Annotated in this window: 12 protein-coding genes; 2 read left to right on the forward strand and 10 right to left on the reverse strand. The window is 51.3% G+C overall.

Annotated features, from left to right (window positions below):
* Nucleotides 1–890: LysR substrate-binding domain-containing protein (locus KQJ18_RS14990; protein ID WP_216422215.1), on the forward strand; the 890-nt coding region annotated here is incomplete at its 5' end.
* Nucleotides 891–972: 82 nt separating this feature from the next.
* On the opposite strand, the gene cobO is transcribed toward KQJ18_RS14990, so the two are convergent.
* The 10 genes from cobO to glmS all read right to left on the reverse strand — a co-directional run bounded on the left by cobO (nucleotide 973) and on the right by glmS (nucleotide 12,078).
* Nucleotides 973–1,575, reverse strand: a complete 603-nt coding sequence (cobO, locus tag KQJ18_RS14995; protein WP_042309700.1) for a cob(I)yrinic acid a,c-diamide adenosyltransferase — start codon at nucleotides 1,573–1,575, stop codon at nucleotides 973–975.
* A gap of 9 nt (nucleotides 1,576–1,584) precedes the next feature.
* On the reverse strand, nucleotides 1,585–3,237 hold the full coding sequence (locus KQJ18_RS15000; RefSeq protein WP_061381689.1) for a class I fumarate hydratase: 1,653 nt from the start codon (nucleotides 3,235–3,237) through the stop codon (nucleotides 1,585–1,587).
* 62 nt (nucleotides 3,238–3,299) lie between these two features.
* Entirely contained in the window at nucleotides 3,300–4,301 is a 1,002-nt protein-coding gene (gene glsA, locus KQJ18_RS15005) for a glutaminase A (RefSeq protein WP_038638918.1), read from the reverse strand.
* Nucleotides 4,302–4,371: 70 nt separating this feature from the next.
* Nucleotides 4,372–5,679 carry a dicarboxylate/amino acid:cation symporter gene (locus tag KQJ18_RS15010; protein WP_038638921.1) on the reverse strand — a complete coding sequence of 436 codons (1,308 nt, stop codon included), beginning with the start codon at nucleotides 5,677–5,679 and terminating at the stop codon, nucleotides 4,372–4,374.
* Nucleotides 5,680–5,847: 168 nt separating this feature from the next.
* Entirely contained in the window at nucleotides 5,848–6,165 is a 318-nt protein-coding gene (locus KQJ18_RS15015) for a DUF4387 domain-containing protein (RefSeq protein ID WP_006685446.1), read from the reverse strand.
* Nucleotides 6,162–7,532, reverse strand: coding sequence for an acyclic terpene utilization AtuA family protein (locus tag KQJ18_RS15020; RefSeq protein ID WP_038638923.1), 1,371 nt, complete (start codon nucleotides 7,530–7,532; stop codon nucleotides 6,162–6,164). The genes KQJ18_RS15015 and KQJ18_RS15020 overlap by 4 nt, the downstream gene beginning before the upstream one ends.
* 3 nt (nucleotides 7,533–7,535) lie before the next feature.
* Nucleotides 7,536–8,777 (reverse strand): methylaspartate ammonia-lyase, encoded by a 1,242-nt coding sequence (locus KQJ18_RS15025; RefSeq protein WP_038638925.1) that lies wholly within the window; start codon nucleotides 8,775–8,777, stop codon nucleotides 7,536–7,538.
* The gene (locus tag KQJ18_RS15030) at nucleotides 8,777–10,222 is read right to left on the reverse strand and encodes a methylaspartate mutase subunit E (RefSeq protein ID WP_038638927.1); all 1,446 of its coding nucleotides are present in this window, start codon (nucleotides 10,220–10,222) and stop codon (nucleotides 8,777–8,779) included. The genes KQJ18_RS15025 and KQJ18_RS15030 overlap by 1 nt, the downstream gene beginning before the upstream one ends.
* Before the next feature lie 12 nt (nucleotides 10,223–10,234).
* Complete coding sequence (gene glmL, locus KQJ18_RS15035) at nucleotides 10,235–11,629, reverse strand: methylaspartate mutase accessory protein GlmL (protein WP_038638930.1); 1,395 nt, start codon at nucleotides 11,627–11,629, stop codon at nucleotides 10,235–10,237.
* A complete protein-coding gene (gene glmS / locus KQJ18_RS15040; protein WP_038638933.1) occupies nucleotides 11,629–12,078 on the reverse strand; it encodes a methylaspartate mutase subunit S in 450 nt (149 codons plus the stop codon). The genes glmL and glmS overlap by 1 nt, the downstream gene beginning before the upstream one ends.
* Before the next feature lie 1,219 nt (nucleotides 12,079–13,297).
* On the opposite strand from glmS, the gene cydA reads away from it, so the two are divergent.
* Nucleotides 13,298–14,816: cytochrome ubiquinol oxidase subunit I (cydA, locus tag KQJ18_RS15045; RefSeq protein ID WP_216422216.1), on the forward strand; the 1,519-nt coding region annotated here is incomplete at its 3' end.

Here is a 14,816-nt window from a genome sequence, read left to right on the forward strand (position 1 = left end):
TACCGAAGACGGAGTTGCTGGTAACTTTTGAAGTTGTTGCGCGTCACGAAAGTTATACCCGGGCTGCTGAAGAGCTGGCTTTAACACAAAGTGCTGTTTTCCGTCAGGTGAATGCACTGGAGGATTTTCTGAATACCTCGCTATTTAATCATGCCAAGAAACGCATTTTTTTAAATGCGGCGGGCAAACATTATTTAAGTATCGTTAAAGAAACGTTAAATAAACTTGAGCGAGATACGACGACGATAATGACCTGGCAGCCGACGGTGCAGGTTATTGAGCTGGCAGTGAATCCGACCTTCAGCACGCATTGGCTGATCCCGAATCTGCGCGAGTTCAACAAACTCAATCCTGATATTATCGTGAATATCCATTCGCTGGCGAATATTGGTGATTTTCTCAATCGGGAGTATGACGCGGCAATCATGCGTGAAGATTTCTACTCGCCATGGTCGGGCGTTGAGTACCTGTTTGAAGAGGAAATCCTGCCGGTCTGCAGCCGCTGCTTGCTGGCTGAGCCGGAGCGGAAACTGGCGGTCGAGGAGTTGCTGAACGAATTCCCGCTTTTACACCAAAGCACGCGTATCAAAGGCTGGCAGGAATGGTTTGCGCTGTCAGGCGTCAGCAGCCCGTTGGTCAATAAAGGTCCAAGATTTGATCTGCTGTCGATGCTGATTGCGGCGGTTCGCTCTAATCTGGGCGTGGCATTGCTTCCTCGTTTTGCCATTCAGCACGATCTGGATAGTGGTGATATGGTCATTCCTTGCGATGTCCCGATGCGAACCGGGAACCGTTTCATCATGACGTGGCGTGAAGAGAAAGCGGAATCTGTGCATTTACAGATCTTCCGGGACTGGCTGTTGAATAAATCTGTGGTATCGCCTGCCTGATGGTACCGTGTGCCTTGTCAGGCCTGCAAAGAACGGTAGGCCGGATAAGACGCCAGGGCGTCGTTATCCGGCAAAAGAATGGCTACCAGTCGATTCCCACCTGCGCCTGAATACCGCTGTCAAACGCGTGCTTGACCGGGCGAATTTCGCTGACCGTATCGGCCAGTTCCAGCAACAGTGCGTGGCATCCGCGCCCGGTGACGATAACACTCTGACCGACAGGGCGATTTTCGATGGCGCTGAGAACCTCCTGGGTATCCAGGTAGTGGTAAGCCAGCATGTAAGTCAGTTCATCCAGCACCACCAGATCGTAATGCGCATCAGCCAGCATGCGCTTACTTTCTTGCCAGACTACCGTTGCCGCCTCGATATCGGCTTGCCGGTTTTGGGTTTCCCAGGTAAATCCGGTGCCCATAATATGGAATTCAACGCCGAGCGGCTGCAGGGTGTTGTACTCGCCATTATCCCACTGACCTTTGATAAACTGCGCGATGCCAACGGTTTTTCCGTGACCAACCGCGCGCGTTGCCGTGCCAAAGGCTGCGGTGGATTTCCCTTTACCGTTACCGGTGAAGACAATCAGGATCCCTTTCTTCTCCGTTGCCGCCGCCACGCGGGTATCAACCTGTTCTTTCAGTTTCTGCTGACGTTGGCGGTGTCTGTCATTATTGGCTCGCGCTTCCATTACGTCTCCTTAATGTCCTGCCGGACAGGTTGCGCAGCGATGTTGCTGCTCAAACTGACTAAAGAAGTTATTACCTTTGTCGTCGACTAACACGAAGGCCGGCATATTTTTAACTTCCATCATCCAGACCGCTTCCATTCCCAGTTCGGGATATTCCAGGCAGTGCAGGCTTTTCACGTACTGTTGGGCAAGCAGGGCCGCGGCGCCGCCGATGCTACCGAGGCTAAATCCACCGTGTTTATGGCAGGCATCAGTGACCTGTTGGCTGCGGTTACCTTTGGTGAGCATAATGAGACTACCGCCTTGTGCCTGGAAAGCATCGACATACCCATCCATGCGCCCGCCAGTGGTGGGACCCATTGAACCACAGGCCTGATTCTCCGGCGTTTTGGCGGGACCTGCGTAATAAACGATATGCTTTTTCATGTATTCCGGCATCGGTTCGCCGTTATCCAGGCGCGCTTTGATGTTAGCGTGGGCAATATCACGGGCGACAACAATTGGACCACTTAACGACAAACGAGTACCGATAGGCAGAGCGGACAGGTCGTGCAGAATCTCGCGTAGCGGGCGGTTGAGATCCAATTGTACGGTTTGGGCGCCATTTTCTACCCGTTGGGAATCAGGAATGAATTTGCCCGGGTTATGCTCCAGTTTCTCCAGCCAGATACCGTGTTTGTTAATTTTAGCCTTAATGTTGCGGTCGGCTGAGCAGGAGAGGGCCATGGCGATAGGGCAGGAACCACCGTGACGTGGCAGGCGAATCACGCGGATATCGTGGGCAAAGTACTTGCCGCCAAACTGCGCGCCGATACCAAACTCACGGCTGGCATTGAGCAATTCGGCTTCCAGGGCCGTATCGCGGAACGCCTGACCCAGTTCGTTCCCGCTGGTGGGTAGGTTGTCGTAATACTTGGTTGAAGCCAGCTTGGCGACTTTCAGCGCCTGGTCGGCCGACAAGCCTCCAACGACGAAAGCGATGTGATACGGCGGGCAGGCGGCTGTGCCCAGTGATTTCATTTTTTCGATCAGAAAGGCGGTGAGCTTTTCCGGTTGCAGAATGGATTTTGTTTCCTGGAACAGCGCCGCTTTATTGGCCGAGCCGCCGCCTTTGTTGACGAACAGGAAGCGGTATTCATTGCCAGGCGTGGCGCTGATATCGATTTGTGCCGGCAGGTTAGTCTGAGTATTGACCTCGGTGTACATATCCAGCGGGGCATTTTGCGAATAACGCAGGTTGTTTTCGGTGAAGGTGGTATACACGCCTTTGCTTAACGCTTCTGCGTCATCGCCGCCGGTCCAGACATGCTGACCTTTGCAGGCCACAATCGTTGCCGTTCCGGTATCCTGACAGTTAGGCAGCACGCCTTTGGCCGAAACTTCAGCGTTGCGCAGCAGTTGCAATGCAACATACTTATCGTTACCGCTGGCCTGTGGATCGTGCAGAATGCTGGCGATCTGCTTCAAATGTCCGGCGCGCAGGAAGAATGAAGCCTCATAAAATGCCTGCTGTGCTAATAAGGTTAACGCTTCAGGCGCAACCTTAATCACTTCCTCTCCGTCTAACTCCGAAACTGTAACGTGCTGATTACTCAGTAATTCATATTCGGTACTATCTTTACCCTGAACAAAGAGTTCCTGCCAGACAAATGGTTTAGACATGTTTACTTCTCACCTCTTCGTGTTGTTTGCCGGATAAGCGAAGCGCCATCCGGCATAGAGTTTTATTTTGCTAAAAAGACATTCGCTTCGGTCGCTTCGGCGACATATTCGATCGTTTTCTGGGCACGAACGCTGTTACCGGCTTCATCCAGCGGCGGGGAATAGACGGCTATCGCATATTCGCCTGGCACAACGGCAACCATCCCACCGCCGACGCCGCTTTTCGCCGGGATGCCTACGGTGTACAGCCACTTACCACTACCGTCGTACAAGCCGGCAATGGCCATTTCAGCCAGTACCTGCGGGACATATTTTTCATTCAGCAATTGCTTACCGTTGAACGGTGATTTGCCTTTGTTCGCGAGTACCGCGCCCATTTTGGCCAGTTGCTCAACGGTGATATCGACGGAGCACTGACGGGTATAAATTTCGACAGCGTCGTCTGTGTTGCCATAGAAGCTGTTATAGGATTCCATCAGCTTCGCCAGCGCCTGGTTGTGCTGGTTGGTTTCCATCTCGGATTTGAAAACCGGCTCGTTCACGGTGAGTGTGGCATCAGCCCAGACGTTCAGGTTGTCGAGGATTTTGTTCCAGCGATCGGTTTTATCTTTGGCTTCGATCAGGCTAACGGTGCTCATCGCCCCGGCGTTTACCAGCGGGTTTTCCGGTGCGCCTTTAGTCAGTTCTACCGCCAAACCAGAATTGAATGGCATGCCGGTGGCATTGGCCCCAAGTTTCTCCAGGACGACCTGTGGGCCATGCTGTTCCATGGCGAGCGCCAGGGTGAAGACTTTACTCAGGGATTCCATAGGGAAGGGTTTGTTAACATCACCCACCTGATAGATCTTGCCGTCCACCGTGGCAATGGTGATGGCAAAATTTTTCGGGCTGTAGGTCGCCAGGGCAGGGATGTAGTCGGCGACTTTGCCATCGTTGTTACTTTTATATTTCTGATGTGCCTGGTCGATAATCTTTGCGTAATCCGGCGCGGTTTGCGCGAATGAGGTGGCGCAAAACAAGAGGCTGAAAGAAAAGAGACTCACGCCGATAAGGGTTTTATTCATGGTGTAATCCTGTTGGTGTGTTCATCATCTTGCCGGATAAGCGCGAGCGCCATCCGGCAATCGCGTGCTATCAGGACATCGCAACTTCTGACGGTTCGGTCGCCGGACGTTCTTGTTCCGGTGTCTTCACTGGCGCAGTTCCGCGACAGCCCTGGCCGAAGTGTTCACCTTCCCAACGACCTACAATGGCAGCACCCATGGCATTACTCATGACGTTGGTAGCGGAACGACCCATATCGAGGAATGGATCCACACCCATTAGCAGGATCAGACCGGCTTCCGGAATGTTGAACTGGTTCAGGGTAGCGGCGATAACAACCATTGATGCACGCGGTACGCCCGCCATCCCTTTCGAGGTCAGCATCAGGATCAACAGCATGGTGATTTGCTCGCCCATGCTTAGTTCGATATTGCACGCCTGAGCAATAAATACGGTGGCAAAGGAGCAGTACGCCATCGAGCCGACCAGGTTAAAGGAGTAACCGATAGGCAGAACGAAACTGGCGATTTTTGAGGAAACGCCGAATTTTTCCAGTTTGTCCAGCGTGCCTGGGAAGGCGGCTTCAGAGCTGGAGGTGGTGAAGGCCAACAGTGCTGGTTCGAGGATTGATTTCGTTAAGCGCGCGATGCAAGGCCCGACGATCATGGTGGACAGACCGATCAGGATCGCCCACAGCATACCCAGCGTCAGGTAGAACTCACCCATAAAGATCCCGGCGCTGACCATTACTCCCAGACCACGTTCGGCAATCAGACCCGAGATAGCGGCAAACACGGTCAGTGGCGCAAACAGCATGACGTAGCCCGTCAGCTTCAGCATTACGTGCACCAGTGAGTCCAGAACCTTCACGATCGGCTCGGCTTTTTCACCAATCGCAGCCAGGCTGCAACCGAGGAAAATTGAGAAGACGACGATCTGCAGAATTTCGTTACGTGCCATCGCATCAACAATACTGGTTGGTACCGCGTGCGAGATAAATACTTTCAGCGTGAACGGTTCAGATTTAACGGCGGCAACGGCCCCGGCGTCATGCGGAACAAAGTTGATGCCAGCGCCTGGCTGGAAAATATTAACGATAACCAGGCCCAGCGCGATTGACAGCAGTGAGGCGCAAATAAACAGGAAGAAGGTTTTCGAAAATATACGTCCCAGCGTTTTGGCATCGCCCATTTTGGCAATACCCACAACCAGAGTTGAAATAACCAATGGCGCGATAATCATTTTCACCATGCGTAAGAATATGGTGGTAAAAATGGAAATATCTGCTGCATAAGATTTTGCCGTTTCAGCCGCGACCATATTATTTATGGCCACCCCGGCAATCATGCCGAGTATCAGACCTAATATGATCATCTTCGTTAAACTTATTTTCTTCATGTGTACTCCATCGGATAAAGGTTGGTAATTGGAATTGTGTAGGGCGGCGCGCGCCTGAACCTGGACAGCAGTTCAGACGCACGCCTGTTGTGACCAACCGCATGAATAATTCGAAGCACTGTGATACAGCTGAATTCTGTGCTCCAATGGCTGTTATTGTGTTTTTTACTACAGGTCGAACTCAATACTTAATAATGGCGCGTGTTGCTGCGCACCATAAACATCATTGTCACCAATGTTGCCGGAGATAATATCGCGCGGCATGACAATTTTTACGGCATTCGCCGGGTCAAACCAGACAATATTATGAATAAAGTCAGGTTTGACATTATACAAACCAGCAATAAGTTGTGGCGTTAATTGTTCTGAACGCTTCACTCGCTGATAATCTTCACGGGTTTTAAATAAAATATCTAAAACCAGTTCGTACGGCCCGGCATTTTTGGAACGAATGACTTGCGCCAGCGAACAAATTGAGTGTTTCATGCCTGAACTCCTTCTGGCGTCACCTGTTCAATGTGGAAATCAAAACGCAGCGCATCGCTCGCTTCAATCAGGTGATAGATCGAGAACTCATACACCGGTCCACTCTGAATATCGGATGGCGAGAACGGGAAGGCGAGGTTGCCCGCGGTCGCAATGCGATTTTCATAACCGTAGTGCAGTAGGGTAGAGCGCACCAGCGAGCAAACGCTGTTGGCGATATCCTGCGTCGGCGCGACGACGTCCAGCAAAATCCCCAGTTCATGACCGGCGGTTTTCATCGGCTCATGGTTGCCCATCACACCGTTCTTACCGTACAGGTGGAACGTCATACGGATACTGTCGTCATTCAGCGAGAGGTTACGCTTAACGCTGGCCTGTACCTCTTCGAGAATAGTGTCAATTCCGGCAATCATGATCGGGTCGCGCGTTCCGGCGATGGTCAGGCAGCGGAAGCCAACCTGACGTGCGCCTTCCAGTTTCAACGCATACGGCGTTTCTTCATGACGTGAACCGCTGACATACACTTCGCCCTCGTTAACCTGGGTGAAGGTGCACGCTTTCAGGTTCAGCACGCCGCCTGGCCCCGGCAGGAAGTACGGATCGGACTTCTCATACAGGGTGTGCGCCGCCGCGGAAGTTTCAGTGAACTTACGCTTGGGATTGAACGCTTTCAGCGTAAAGCCGTTGTCGTCAATGATCCCCATCGCACAATCTGAGCCAGAGCCAGGGGTGGCGGCAATGGCGGCACACTCAAGGATCTTACCGCAATGAAGCGCCAGACCTTCATCAAAGCCCTGCATAATCGGCAGCGCGGCGAAGCAGGCCGGATCGTAGGCTCGTCCGCCCAGTACCACCTGCGCACCGGCTTGCAGCGCGCGCTGGAATGGCTCGACGCCCATCTGCGCGACAATGTAGGTGCTGTCTTCAATTGCCTCGTGAGTCAGTTCAGGCACAAAATCGAGCGCGGTGATTTTGCCGTTATCCAGCGCCTGATGAACGATTTCTTTGTCAACATCAGACGGGATGAGCGCCATGGAGAAGGACAGTTTTTCTTCCTGGGCAATCTCATGGATTATTTGGCGACACCACTCCAGATGCGGAGCGGCGCCTGAACCACCGGCCGTGCCAATCACTACCGGGATGTTGTTCTTAACGCCTGCCACGATCATATAGCGCAGATCGCGTTTCACTCCGGCCCTGTCGGTAAAAGGTTTACCCGCCCCCAGGTAGTGAGGGCCAGGATCGGAGGAACCTGCGTCAACAGCAATAAGATCCGGTGACTCTTCCATGGCTTTACGAAAACTCTCTTCCGGGAAGCCATAACCCAGGATAGCCGTAGGCGATAAGATCTTAAATGTGCGTGCCATCTCTTAATCCTTAGTTTGCAACAGCGCGATGGTGCGGTTCATTTCGTTAAACACGATGTTGAGACCTTCATCGAAACCCATACCTGGTTTGACCAGCATGCGCATAGGACGCGCAGCCAGCGCGACGTGTACGCAGGTGCGAGCACTGATTTCCGTTTCGTTACAGGTACCGCCCTGATAGGCTTCCATCGCGTGTTTGTTGCAATACAGCACTGCGTCAACGATGTTGTGAATACCGCCCAGATCCGGGGTTTTGATCTGCACCATGTGGCAGCTGCCCGCGTCGGTGAAGTCCACAATGTCCTGATAGGTGTTACACCACTCATCTGCAACGATTTTCACGCCGGAACCCAGACGGGTCAGTTCTTTGGTAATGGCGGTTAACATGCGGATCTGATCCGGCTTGTTACCGGCATCCACCGGACCTTCAATGTACAGCGGCAGGCCCTGAGCTTCCGCTTCCAGGCTGGCGATGTATTCAGCGCAGCGCACCGGATCCATATCGAAGATCAGACCGATAGTGCCATAGACATCAATGTGCAGCGTCGGGTGATAACGCTCACTGGTGCGCAGGGTTAAGATGCGATTAGACAACCAGCGCACATACTCACGCAGCTTTTCACCTTTAAAGCCCAGCTTCTCTTCCACGTTGTTGATCAACGCGTGCGGCAGAACGTCCACGCCTTTAAGGATCATTTTGTCGACGGCGATATAACGGTCATCACCACTCTGACCAAATAATGGAATGGCTTCCGGGACGCATGGCAGTTGCCACTCGTCGCACACCACTTCAGTTTTCAGACGGCCGGTCGCCAGCGCCGCCGCGTCGAGCAGTGCCTGAGAAAGGCCGTAACGGACGGCGGTATGCAGCAGATGGCCATCGATACGCAACTGATCAAAGAAGCGGGCGTTTGGCAGGAAAGCATCCACGTCACGGCCTTCCAGCAGCGGCTTGATATGATCGTTGAGGAAAGGAATAAAATTTTCAGCCAGGAACAGCGGGTCGCGACCGCCTGCGCCTGAATATTGCACCGCAGCACAATCGCCTACCGCCACTGCGCCGTTTTCCAGAACCAACTGCACAGAAACGCATTCACCCGCCTGGCGGACAGAGGTAAAACCAGGCGTTACCGGAGAGCCGGTATAGATAAACCCGTCATGACCGGCACCGTTTTTGATGGCCTGCTGATCGTCAAAATAAAATGAGGAGTAGCCAGCGGTGAAAAGGGCCTGTTTAATTTTCATTATGGTCTTCCTATTAATTTACTGTGGGATACGGCGTTGATGTCATCAATGACCATCTGGAAAGAAGGTTTACGGCCTTCGAAATGCGCGCGCTCTGCGACGTAGTCGTGGTGCAGGGCGAGAATGTCTTTCGGCAGCGGAACAGCGCCGGCTTCGAGAATACGGATGGCCCCTGTGTTATCGCGTACCGGCAGAATCTTCCCGGCGTTACAGGCGGCAGGGGCGAAAGGCACATCCAGCACGCCTGCTTCAAAGGCCAGCACCGTACCGCGTGCAATATCGCCATTGCCGAGTTCAAAGACTTTTTTCAGCACCGCGCGGACTTCGCTCTTGATCAGCTCGACTTCCTGTTCCACGGCTGCGCACTGCGGGAATTTCTGGTCGCTGACCATGTTGAGCATCTGGCGTGATGCTTTAAGACCCTGAGCGTTAGCGGCCGCTGTTGGGATACCGAACGCTTCGTGCGGGCTTTTGGTGATCACTTTTGTTGCGCCCGACATACCGGCAACCGCTGCGCCCCAGGCGATAACGGAGAAGGCTTTCGCTTCATCTTCCGGGAATCCGCCCATCCACTGATGGAAAACGGTGCTCAGCTCGTAATCGTCGAAGCCGTGGTTATGGAAGTATTCGTGGGACAGCTCACGCAGCGCCTGAATAGCGGCGATATCCTGCGTCAGGCTACCGACCTGACCGTAGCCGACGGTGATTGACTTCACGCCCTGTTCCAGCGCCAGCAGACCTTCAATAATCGCAACCGAGTGGGACATAAATGGTGGGATCAGGGTGCCGGTCAGCGGACCAAACGGTTCGCGGTTGATGCGAATACCGTTCTCTTCATACAGACCCATCAGACGATCGCAGTACTGCCAGTCGCGGATGGATTTTTCCAGGGTGACGCGTTTGGCATAAGGGATGTTGTAAGAGATACCGCCGCCTTCGTAGCTGGTAAAGCCACTGGCCATGGCGATTTCTGCCAGCAGGCGCGCGTCCGGCGTACCGTGGCGAACCTGGATCGGTTTTTCCAGTGACTCAGTCATACGGCGGCAGGCAGCAACCCCGTGATTGACGACCGGTAAACCATTCAGCTTGGAAGTCCCTGCTTCGATGGATTTCTGGATCCCGACAGCGGCTTCTTCATAGCGGTTCAGACGGGTGTAGGCATCAATAGTACTTGGCAGGAGGTCGCACTCTTCCTGCAACGTTTTGAGCAGCGCAATATGCTCGTCCATTAACGCCACGCCTGCGCGCGGTTGGCTCAGGGTTCTACCTTCCTGATCGGCCTTCAGCAGGGCAAGGGAGAAGCGCTTTTTATCCGGAATTGATTGCTGGTACTTCACGCCATCTTCGAAGTTCTCAACGTCTTTACCGGTTTCCCAGGTTTGCAACACCTGATGCCTTTCGGTCATGAATTCGTCATGGGTCAATTTTTTATTTCGAAGTTCCATTCGTAGCTGCCTTTAGTTTTGTAGGGTTAAACACTGAATGCTGGTGCGAGCAGCGGCTTGCGGGTACAGCCTGGCGACATTTGCCAGTAGAGGGAGCAGGCCATTTGAATCGCGGTAATACTCAAACTGGTTCGGTAACAGAATTCTTTTACCCTGGTCGTCCAGCTCCCGGTATTTGAGCCAGTTATGGATATCGAACTGGCTGGCGCGAGAGAGCCATCCACCTGAACCGACGACTTTGCGTACGGTGGTGAGATCGCGACCCATCTGTAAATCCACGTTACCCACGCAGGTGCAAACCTGCTTTTTAGTGCCCGCGTGGCGCTCAGCGGCATAGCCCACGCATAAACCTGCCAGCAGAGTGTCGAAATATTTCTCCTCCTCGCTGAGTGGCAGGTAATCCGGCTGCCCAACCAAATGACGCAGGTAGCGGTAAAACGCTTCCTCGCGCTGCGGCTGTTGGGCGAAGATGACTTTCACCATTTCCTGTGTGCTTTCTCCCACCACGACGGCGGAAACGCGCATTCCCAGGTCGCCTTCAACGGTACGTTTGACGAAAGGTTCTGGAACGCCATGCAGGACGGTATCGGGGGAGAGGGTATTCGCGCTGGCCGAATAGACATCCGTGGTGGCTCCACCCATATCAATCAGCATGAATTCCTTCCATGCGCTGTCGTAATCGCTAATGGCTTTGACTAACTCATATACCGTCCATGGCGTCGGCATTGGCTCTTCGCCTGTTTCACCGACAATGACATCCAGACCTTTGCCTTTCACAATGCGCGACAAAAACACATCACAAATCGCCTGGCGTGCGGCAAACGGATTCGGGTGATCGAGATCAGGCAGTATGTTGTCTACCGTGGTCAGATCCTTGTGTCCGAGAATCGTTTGTATTTCATCCTGAATGTCCCGGTTTCCTGCGTAGATAATGGCGCAATCCAGCTTCGAGTCTGCCAATGCACGCGCATTCGCCAGACCATAGCTTTCTTCTCCACCGTCTGTACCGCCGGTAAATAACAGAATGTCCGGTGGTGATGATTCCAGCTCCTGTATGTCATGACGGTTCAGCTTGTACGAATAATATTGCGCGATTTTCGCTCCTGCCGAATGGGCGGTAACTTTTGCCGATTCCAGCGTAATGGAAGGCACCAGCCCCATCGCTGCAACGGCGAGCCCACCTTTAGCCGAGGAGGAGTATTTCAACTGCACTTCACCACTTTTCAGTAACGGGCGAGCATCGGCAACATTTAGCACCTGATTCAGGCTGGCAAAAAAACCGTCTGCCAGATGATGTGTGGTGGTTGGGGTCAGGACATGGTTTACCAGGGTTAACTCCTCGCCTTCATGGGCGAAGAGGGCTGCCTTGGTCCAGGTCGAGCCGATATCGACAGAAACTGTTTGCATCAGATAGCCTCTTCCAGGCAACGCTGTTCGAGGCCATTGTGTTGGTGAATATCATTGGCGATAAGCGCGCAGACATCTTCCAGATCGTGGCTGGGGGCGAAGACGCGGTTAAATCCCATCTCTTTAAACTTCACTTCCACATCGGCGAAGTCATGTTTGCCTACAACCAGGTTGCCGCCGACGTACAGCAGAATGTCACCGAGTCCGCGTTCGATGCAGCGTTCACGTAACCCGAGGCAGTCAATGTCACCATGCCCGTAAATAGAGGACACCACGATGGCATCGGCGCCTGTTTCGATCGCGGCATCGATATATTCATCCTGACTCACCATCACCCCGAGGTTGATTACGTGAAAATCATGCGCAGTAAAAACGCGATCCAGAACTTTATTGCCTACTGCATGGCAGTCAGCACCGATAACGCCAATAACAAGTGTAGATTTTTTCATGGGTAATCCTCTGTAGGGCTGATGGTCAATAAGTGAAAATACTTTTCTAATATTCAGAGCTTGGATTGTGACAACCTTTTAATAGGGTTGGAGTTTCTGTGGAAGAGAAAAAGGAAGCAATTGATCTATTTTCAAAATATCCTGACAAAAATGATTGTTATATTTATTCTCATAAAAATGTGTTTTTAATCATGTGCTTACTATGTGTTTTTTGTTCTGGTTTTAATTTTTTAGAAAATCGAGTAATAAATAACTTGCCATGTTTGTGATCAAAATCTTATTTTGTTGGGCGCGTCATTCAGGTAACAATTTTAATAATTTCAAAAATTCCCTTCACTAAATAACTTGTGAACAACCTAACGGTTTTTTATTTATTAATCTTATATGTCACAATTATTCCTTTGTTAAATTTAGGATAAAAATGATAATGAATTGTTTGTGGCATATTTAATCTTTGCCACAGAAGCGAAGACGCGACGTGAACGATAACTTATGGTGATGACAAAAGTGACAGGCGGACTTTCTGCGCCAGAACGCTCAATGCAATGCGTTGGCCAATGGGGAGCGTTTCCGCTTCCAGTTGAGATAGTTACATCACGGTGTTAATTATAAGTAAAAATAAAATGAATAATTTGTATGAAATAACTATTCCACGCCTTGCTAAACAAAAAACTGTGAGCTACCCAGCAATAGTGACTCTTTATCTGCTGGCAATTTTATTTGCCTGGTTGGTTAAAAGACCGTGTAGATTTAAATAAATATCCTATCATTTATAGTAACGACAAATACTCATTGAAAAACATGTTGTTAACATGGTGTTCACTAGTCCTCGTAGTGTTAAACACCATTAACAACAAATTTGAAAATTGATTTAAATCAAAGTTTAAAACTTGGAAAACATCGTCAAAAGAGGTTAAATTGCTACAGATCAAATTGGTCTGAAAGTGGTAAATTAGCTATAAATTGATCACTATCGAAAAATGCAAATTTGTCTCGATAAAAACCTGTTTATTGTAAGGATTTTACGGCGTAATATAATTGCGGGATCAATTTGAGTGTTTTATTAACATGTTTGTAACCTTTCATCATTGTCTTTTCTTCAAATGAGAAGAATGAACGGCGGCGGAAGGAAGCAGATAAATTTGTATTGGGGCATGCGTGTGACCCTTTCTAACGGGGTTCACTCTCGGAGTCTTCATGCGATGAGCAAGGAGTCATGATGTTAGATATAGTCGAACTGTCGCGCTTACAGTTTGCCTTGACCGCGATGTACCACTTCCTGTTTGTGCCACTGACGCTCGGTATGGCGTTCTTGCTGGCCATTATGGAAACGGTCTACGTCCTTTCCGGCAAACAGATTTATAAAGATATGACCAAGTTCTGGGGCAAGTTGTTTGGTATCAACTTCGCTCTGGGTGTGGCTACCGGTCTGACCATGGAGTTCCAGTTCGGGACTAACTGGTCTTACTATTCCCACTATGTAGGGGATATTTTCGGTGCGCCGCTGGCTATCGAAGGTTTGATGGCCTTCTTCCTCGAATCCACCTTTGTAGGTCTGTTCTTCTTCGGTTGGGACCGTTTGGGTAAAGTCCAGCATATGTGCGTCACCTGGCTGGTGGCACTGGGTTCTAACCTGTCCGCATTGTGGATTCTGGTAGCGAACGGCTGGATGCAAAACCCAATCGCCGCGGATTTCAACTTCGAAACCATGCGTATGGAGATGCTGAGCTTCTCCGAACTGGTGCTCAACCCGGTTGCCCAGGTGAAATTTGTTCACACGGTGGCATCAGGGTATGTCACTGGCGCGATGTTCATTCTTGGCATCAGTGCTTATTACATGCTGAAAGGCCGTGACTTTGCGTTCGCAAAACGCTCCTTCGCGATTGCTGCCAGCTTTGGTATGGCGGCTGTGCTGTCTGTTATCGTGCTGGGTGATGAATCCGGTTACGAAATGGGCGACGTACAGAAAACTAAACTCGCCGCTATTGAAGCTGAGTGGGAAACTCAACCTGCTCCTGCTGCGTTTACCTTGTTCGGTATTCCCGACCAGGATAAACAAGAAAACAAATTTGCGATTCAAATTCCTTATGCGCTGGGCATCATTGCCACCCGCTCTGTTGATACACCGGTCATTGGTCTGAAAGACCTGATGGCGCAGCATGAAGAGCGTATCCGTAACGGGATGAAGGCGTATCAGCTGCTGGAAGAATTGCGTGCGGGGTCAACCGATCAGGCTGTTCGTGACCAGTTCAACAGCATGAAGAAAGATTTGGGTTATGGTCTGCTCCTGAAACGCTATACGGACAACGTCACCGACGCAACCGAAGCGCAAATTCAACAGGCAACGAAAGATTCTATCCCTCGCGTTGCGCCGCTGTATTTCGCTTTCCGTATCATGGTGGCGTGTGGCTTCTTGCTGCTGGCCATTATTGCGCTTTCCTTCTGGAGCGTCATTCGTAACCGCATCGGTGAGAAAAAATGGCTGCTGCGTGCCGCGCTGTACGGTATTCCACTGCCGTGGATTGCTGTAGAAGCAGGTTGGTTTGTCGCCGAATATGGCCGACAACCATGGGCAATCGGCGAAGTATTACCAACGGCGGTGGCAAACTCATCGTTGACAGTAGGCGATCTGCTGTTCTCCATGATCCTGATTTGTGGCCTGTATACCCTGTTCCTGGTGGCAGAATTGTTCTTAATGTTCAAGTTTGCACGCCTCGGCCCGAGCAGCCTGAAAACCG

This window comes from Citrobacter sp. S55_ASV_140 (assembly GCF_018919505.1).
In the GTDB taxonomy this organism is placed as follows: Bacteria; Pseudomonadota; Gammaproteobacteria; order Enterobacterales; family Enterobacteriaceae; genus Citrobacter; species Citrobacter werkmanii.

What these genes read in the sequence shown, in the direction of transcription:
- cobO (WP_042309700.1), bottom strand. Translation starts at nt 1,575, where the DNA reads ATGGAAGCGCGAGCCAATAATGACAGACACCGCCAACGTCAGCAGAAA.
- KQJ18_RS15000 (WP_061381689.1), bottom strand. Translation starts at nt 3,237, where the DNA reads ATGTCTAAACCATTTGTCTGGCAGGAACTCTTTGTTCAGGGTAAAGAT.
- glsA (WP_038638918.1), bottom strand. Translation starts at nt 4,301, where the DNA reads ATGAATAAAACCCTTATCGGCGTGAGTCTCTTTTCTTTCAGCCTCTTG.
- KQJ18_RS15010 (WP_038638921.1), bottom strand. Translation starts at nt 5,679, where the DNA reads ATGAAGAAAATAAGTTTAACGAAGATGATCATATTAGGTCTGATACTC.
- KQJ18_RS15015 (WP_006685446.1), bottom strand. Translation starts at nt 6,165, where the DNA reads ATGAAACACTCAATTTGTTCGCTGGCGCAAGTCATTCGTTCCAAAAAT.
- KQJ18_RS15020 (WP_038638923.1), bottom strand. Translation starts at nt 7,532, where the DNA reads ATGGCACGCACATTTAAGATCTTATCGCCTACGGCTATCCTGGGTTAT.
- KQJ18_RS15025 (WP_038638925.1), bottom strand. Translation starts at nt 8,777, where the DNA reads ATGAAAATTAAACAGGCCCTTTTCACCGCTGGCTACTCCTCATTTTAT.
- KQJ18_RS15030 (WP_038638927.1), bottom strand. Translation starts at nt 10,222, where the DNA reads ATGGAACTTCGAAATAAAAAATTGACCCATGACGAATTCATGACCGAA.
- glmL (WP_038638930.1), bottom strand. Translation starts at nt 11,629, where the DNA reads ATGCAAACAGTTTCTGTCGATATCGGCTCGACCTGGACCAAGGCAGCC.
- glmS (WP_038638933.1), bottom strand. Translation starts at nt 12,078, where the DNA reads ATGAAAAAATCTACACTTGTTATTGGCGTTATCGGTGCTGACTGCCAT.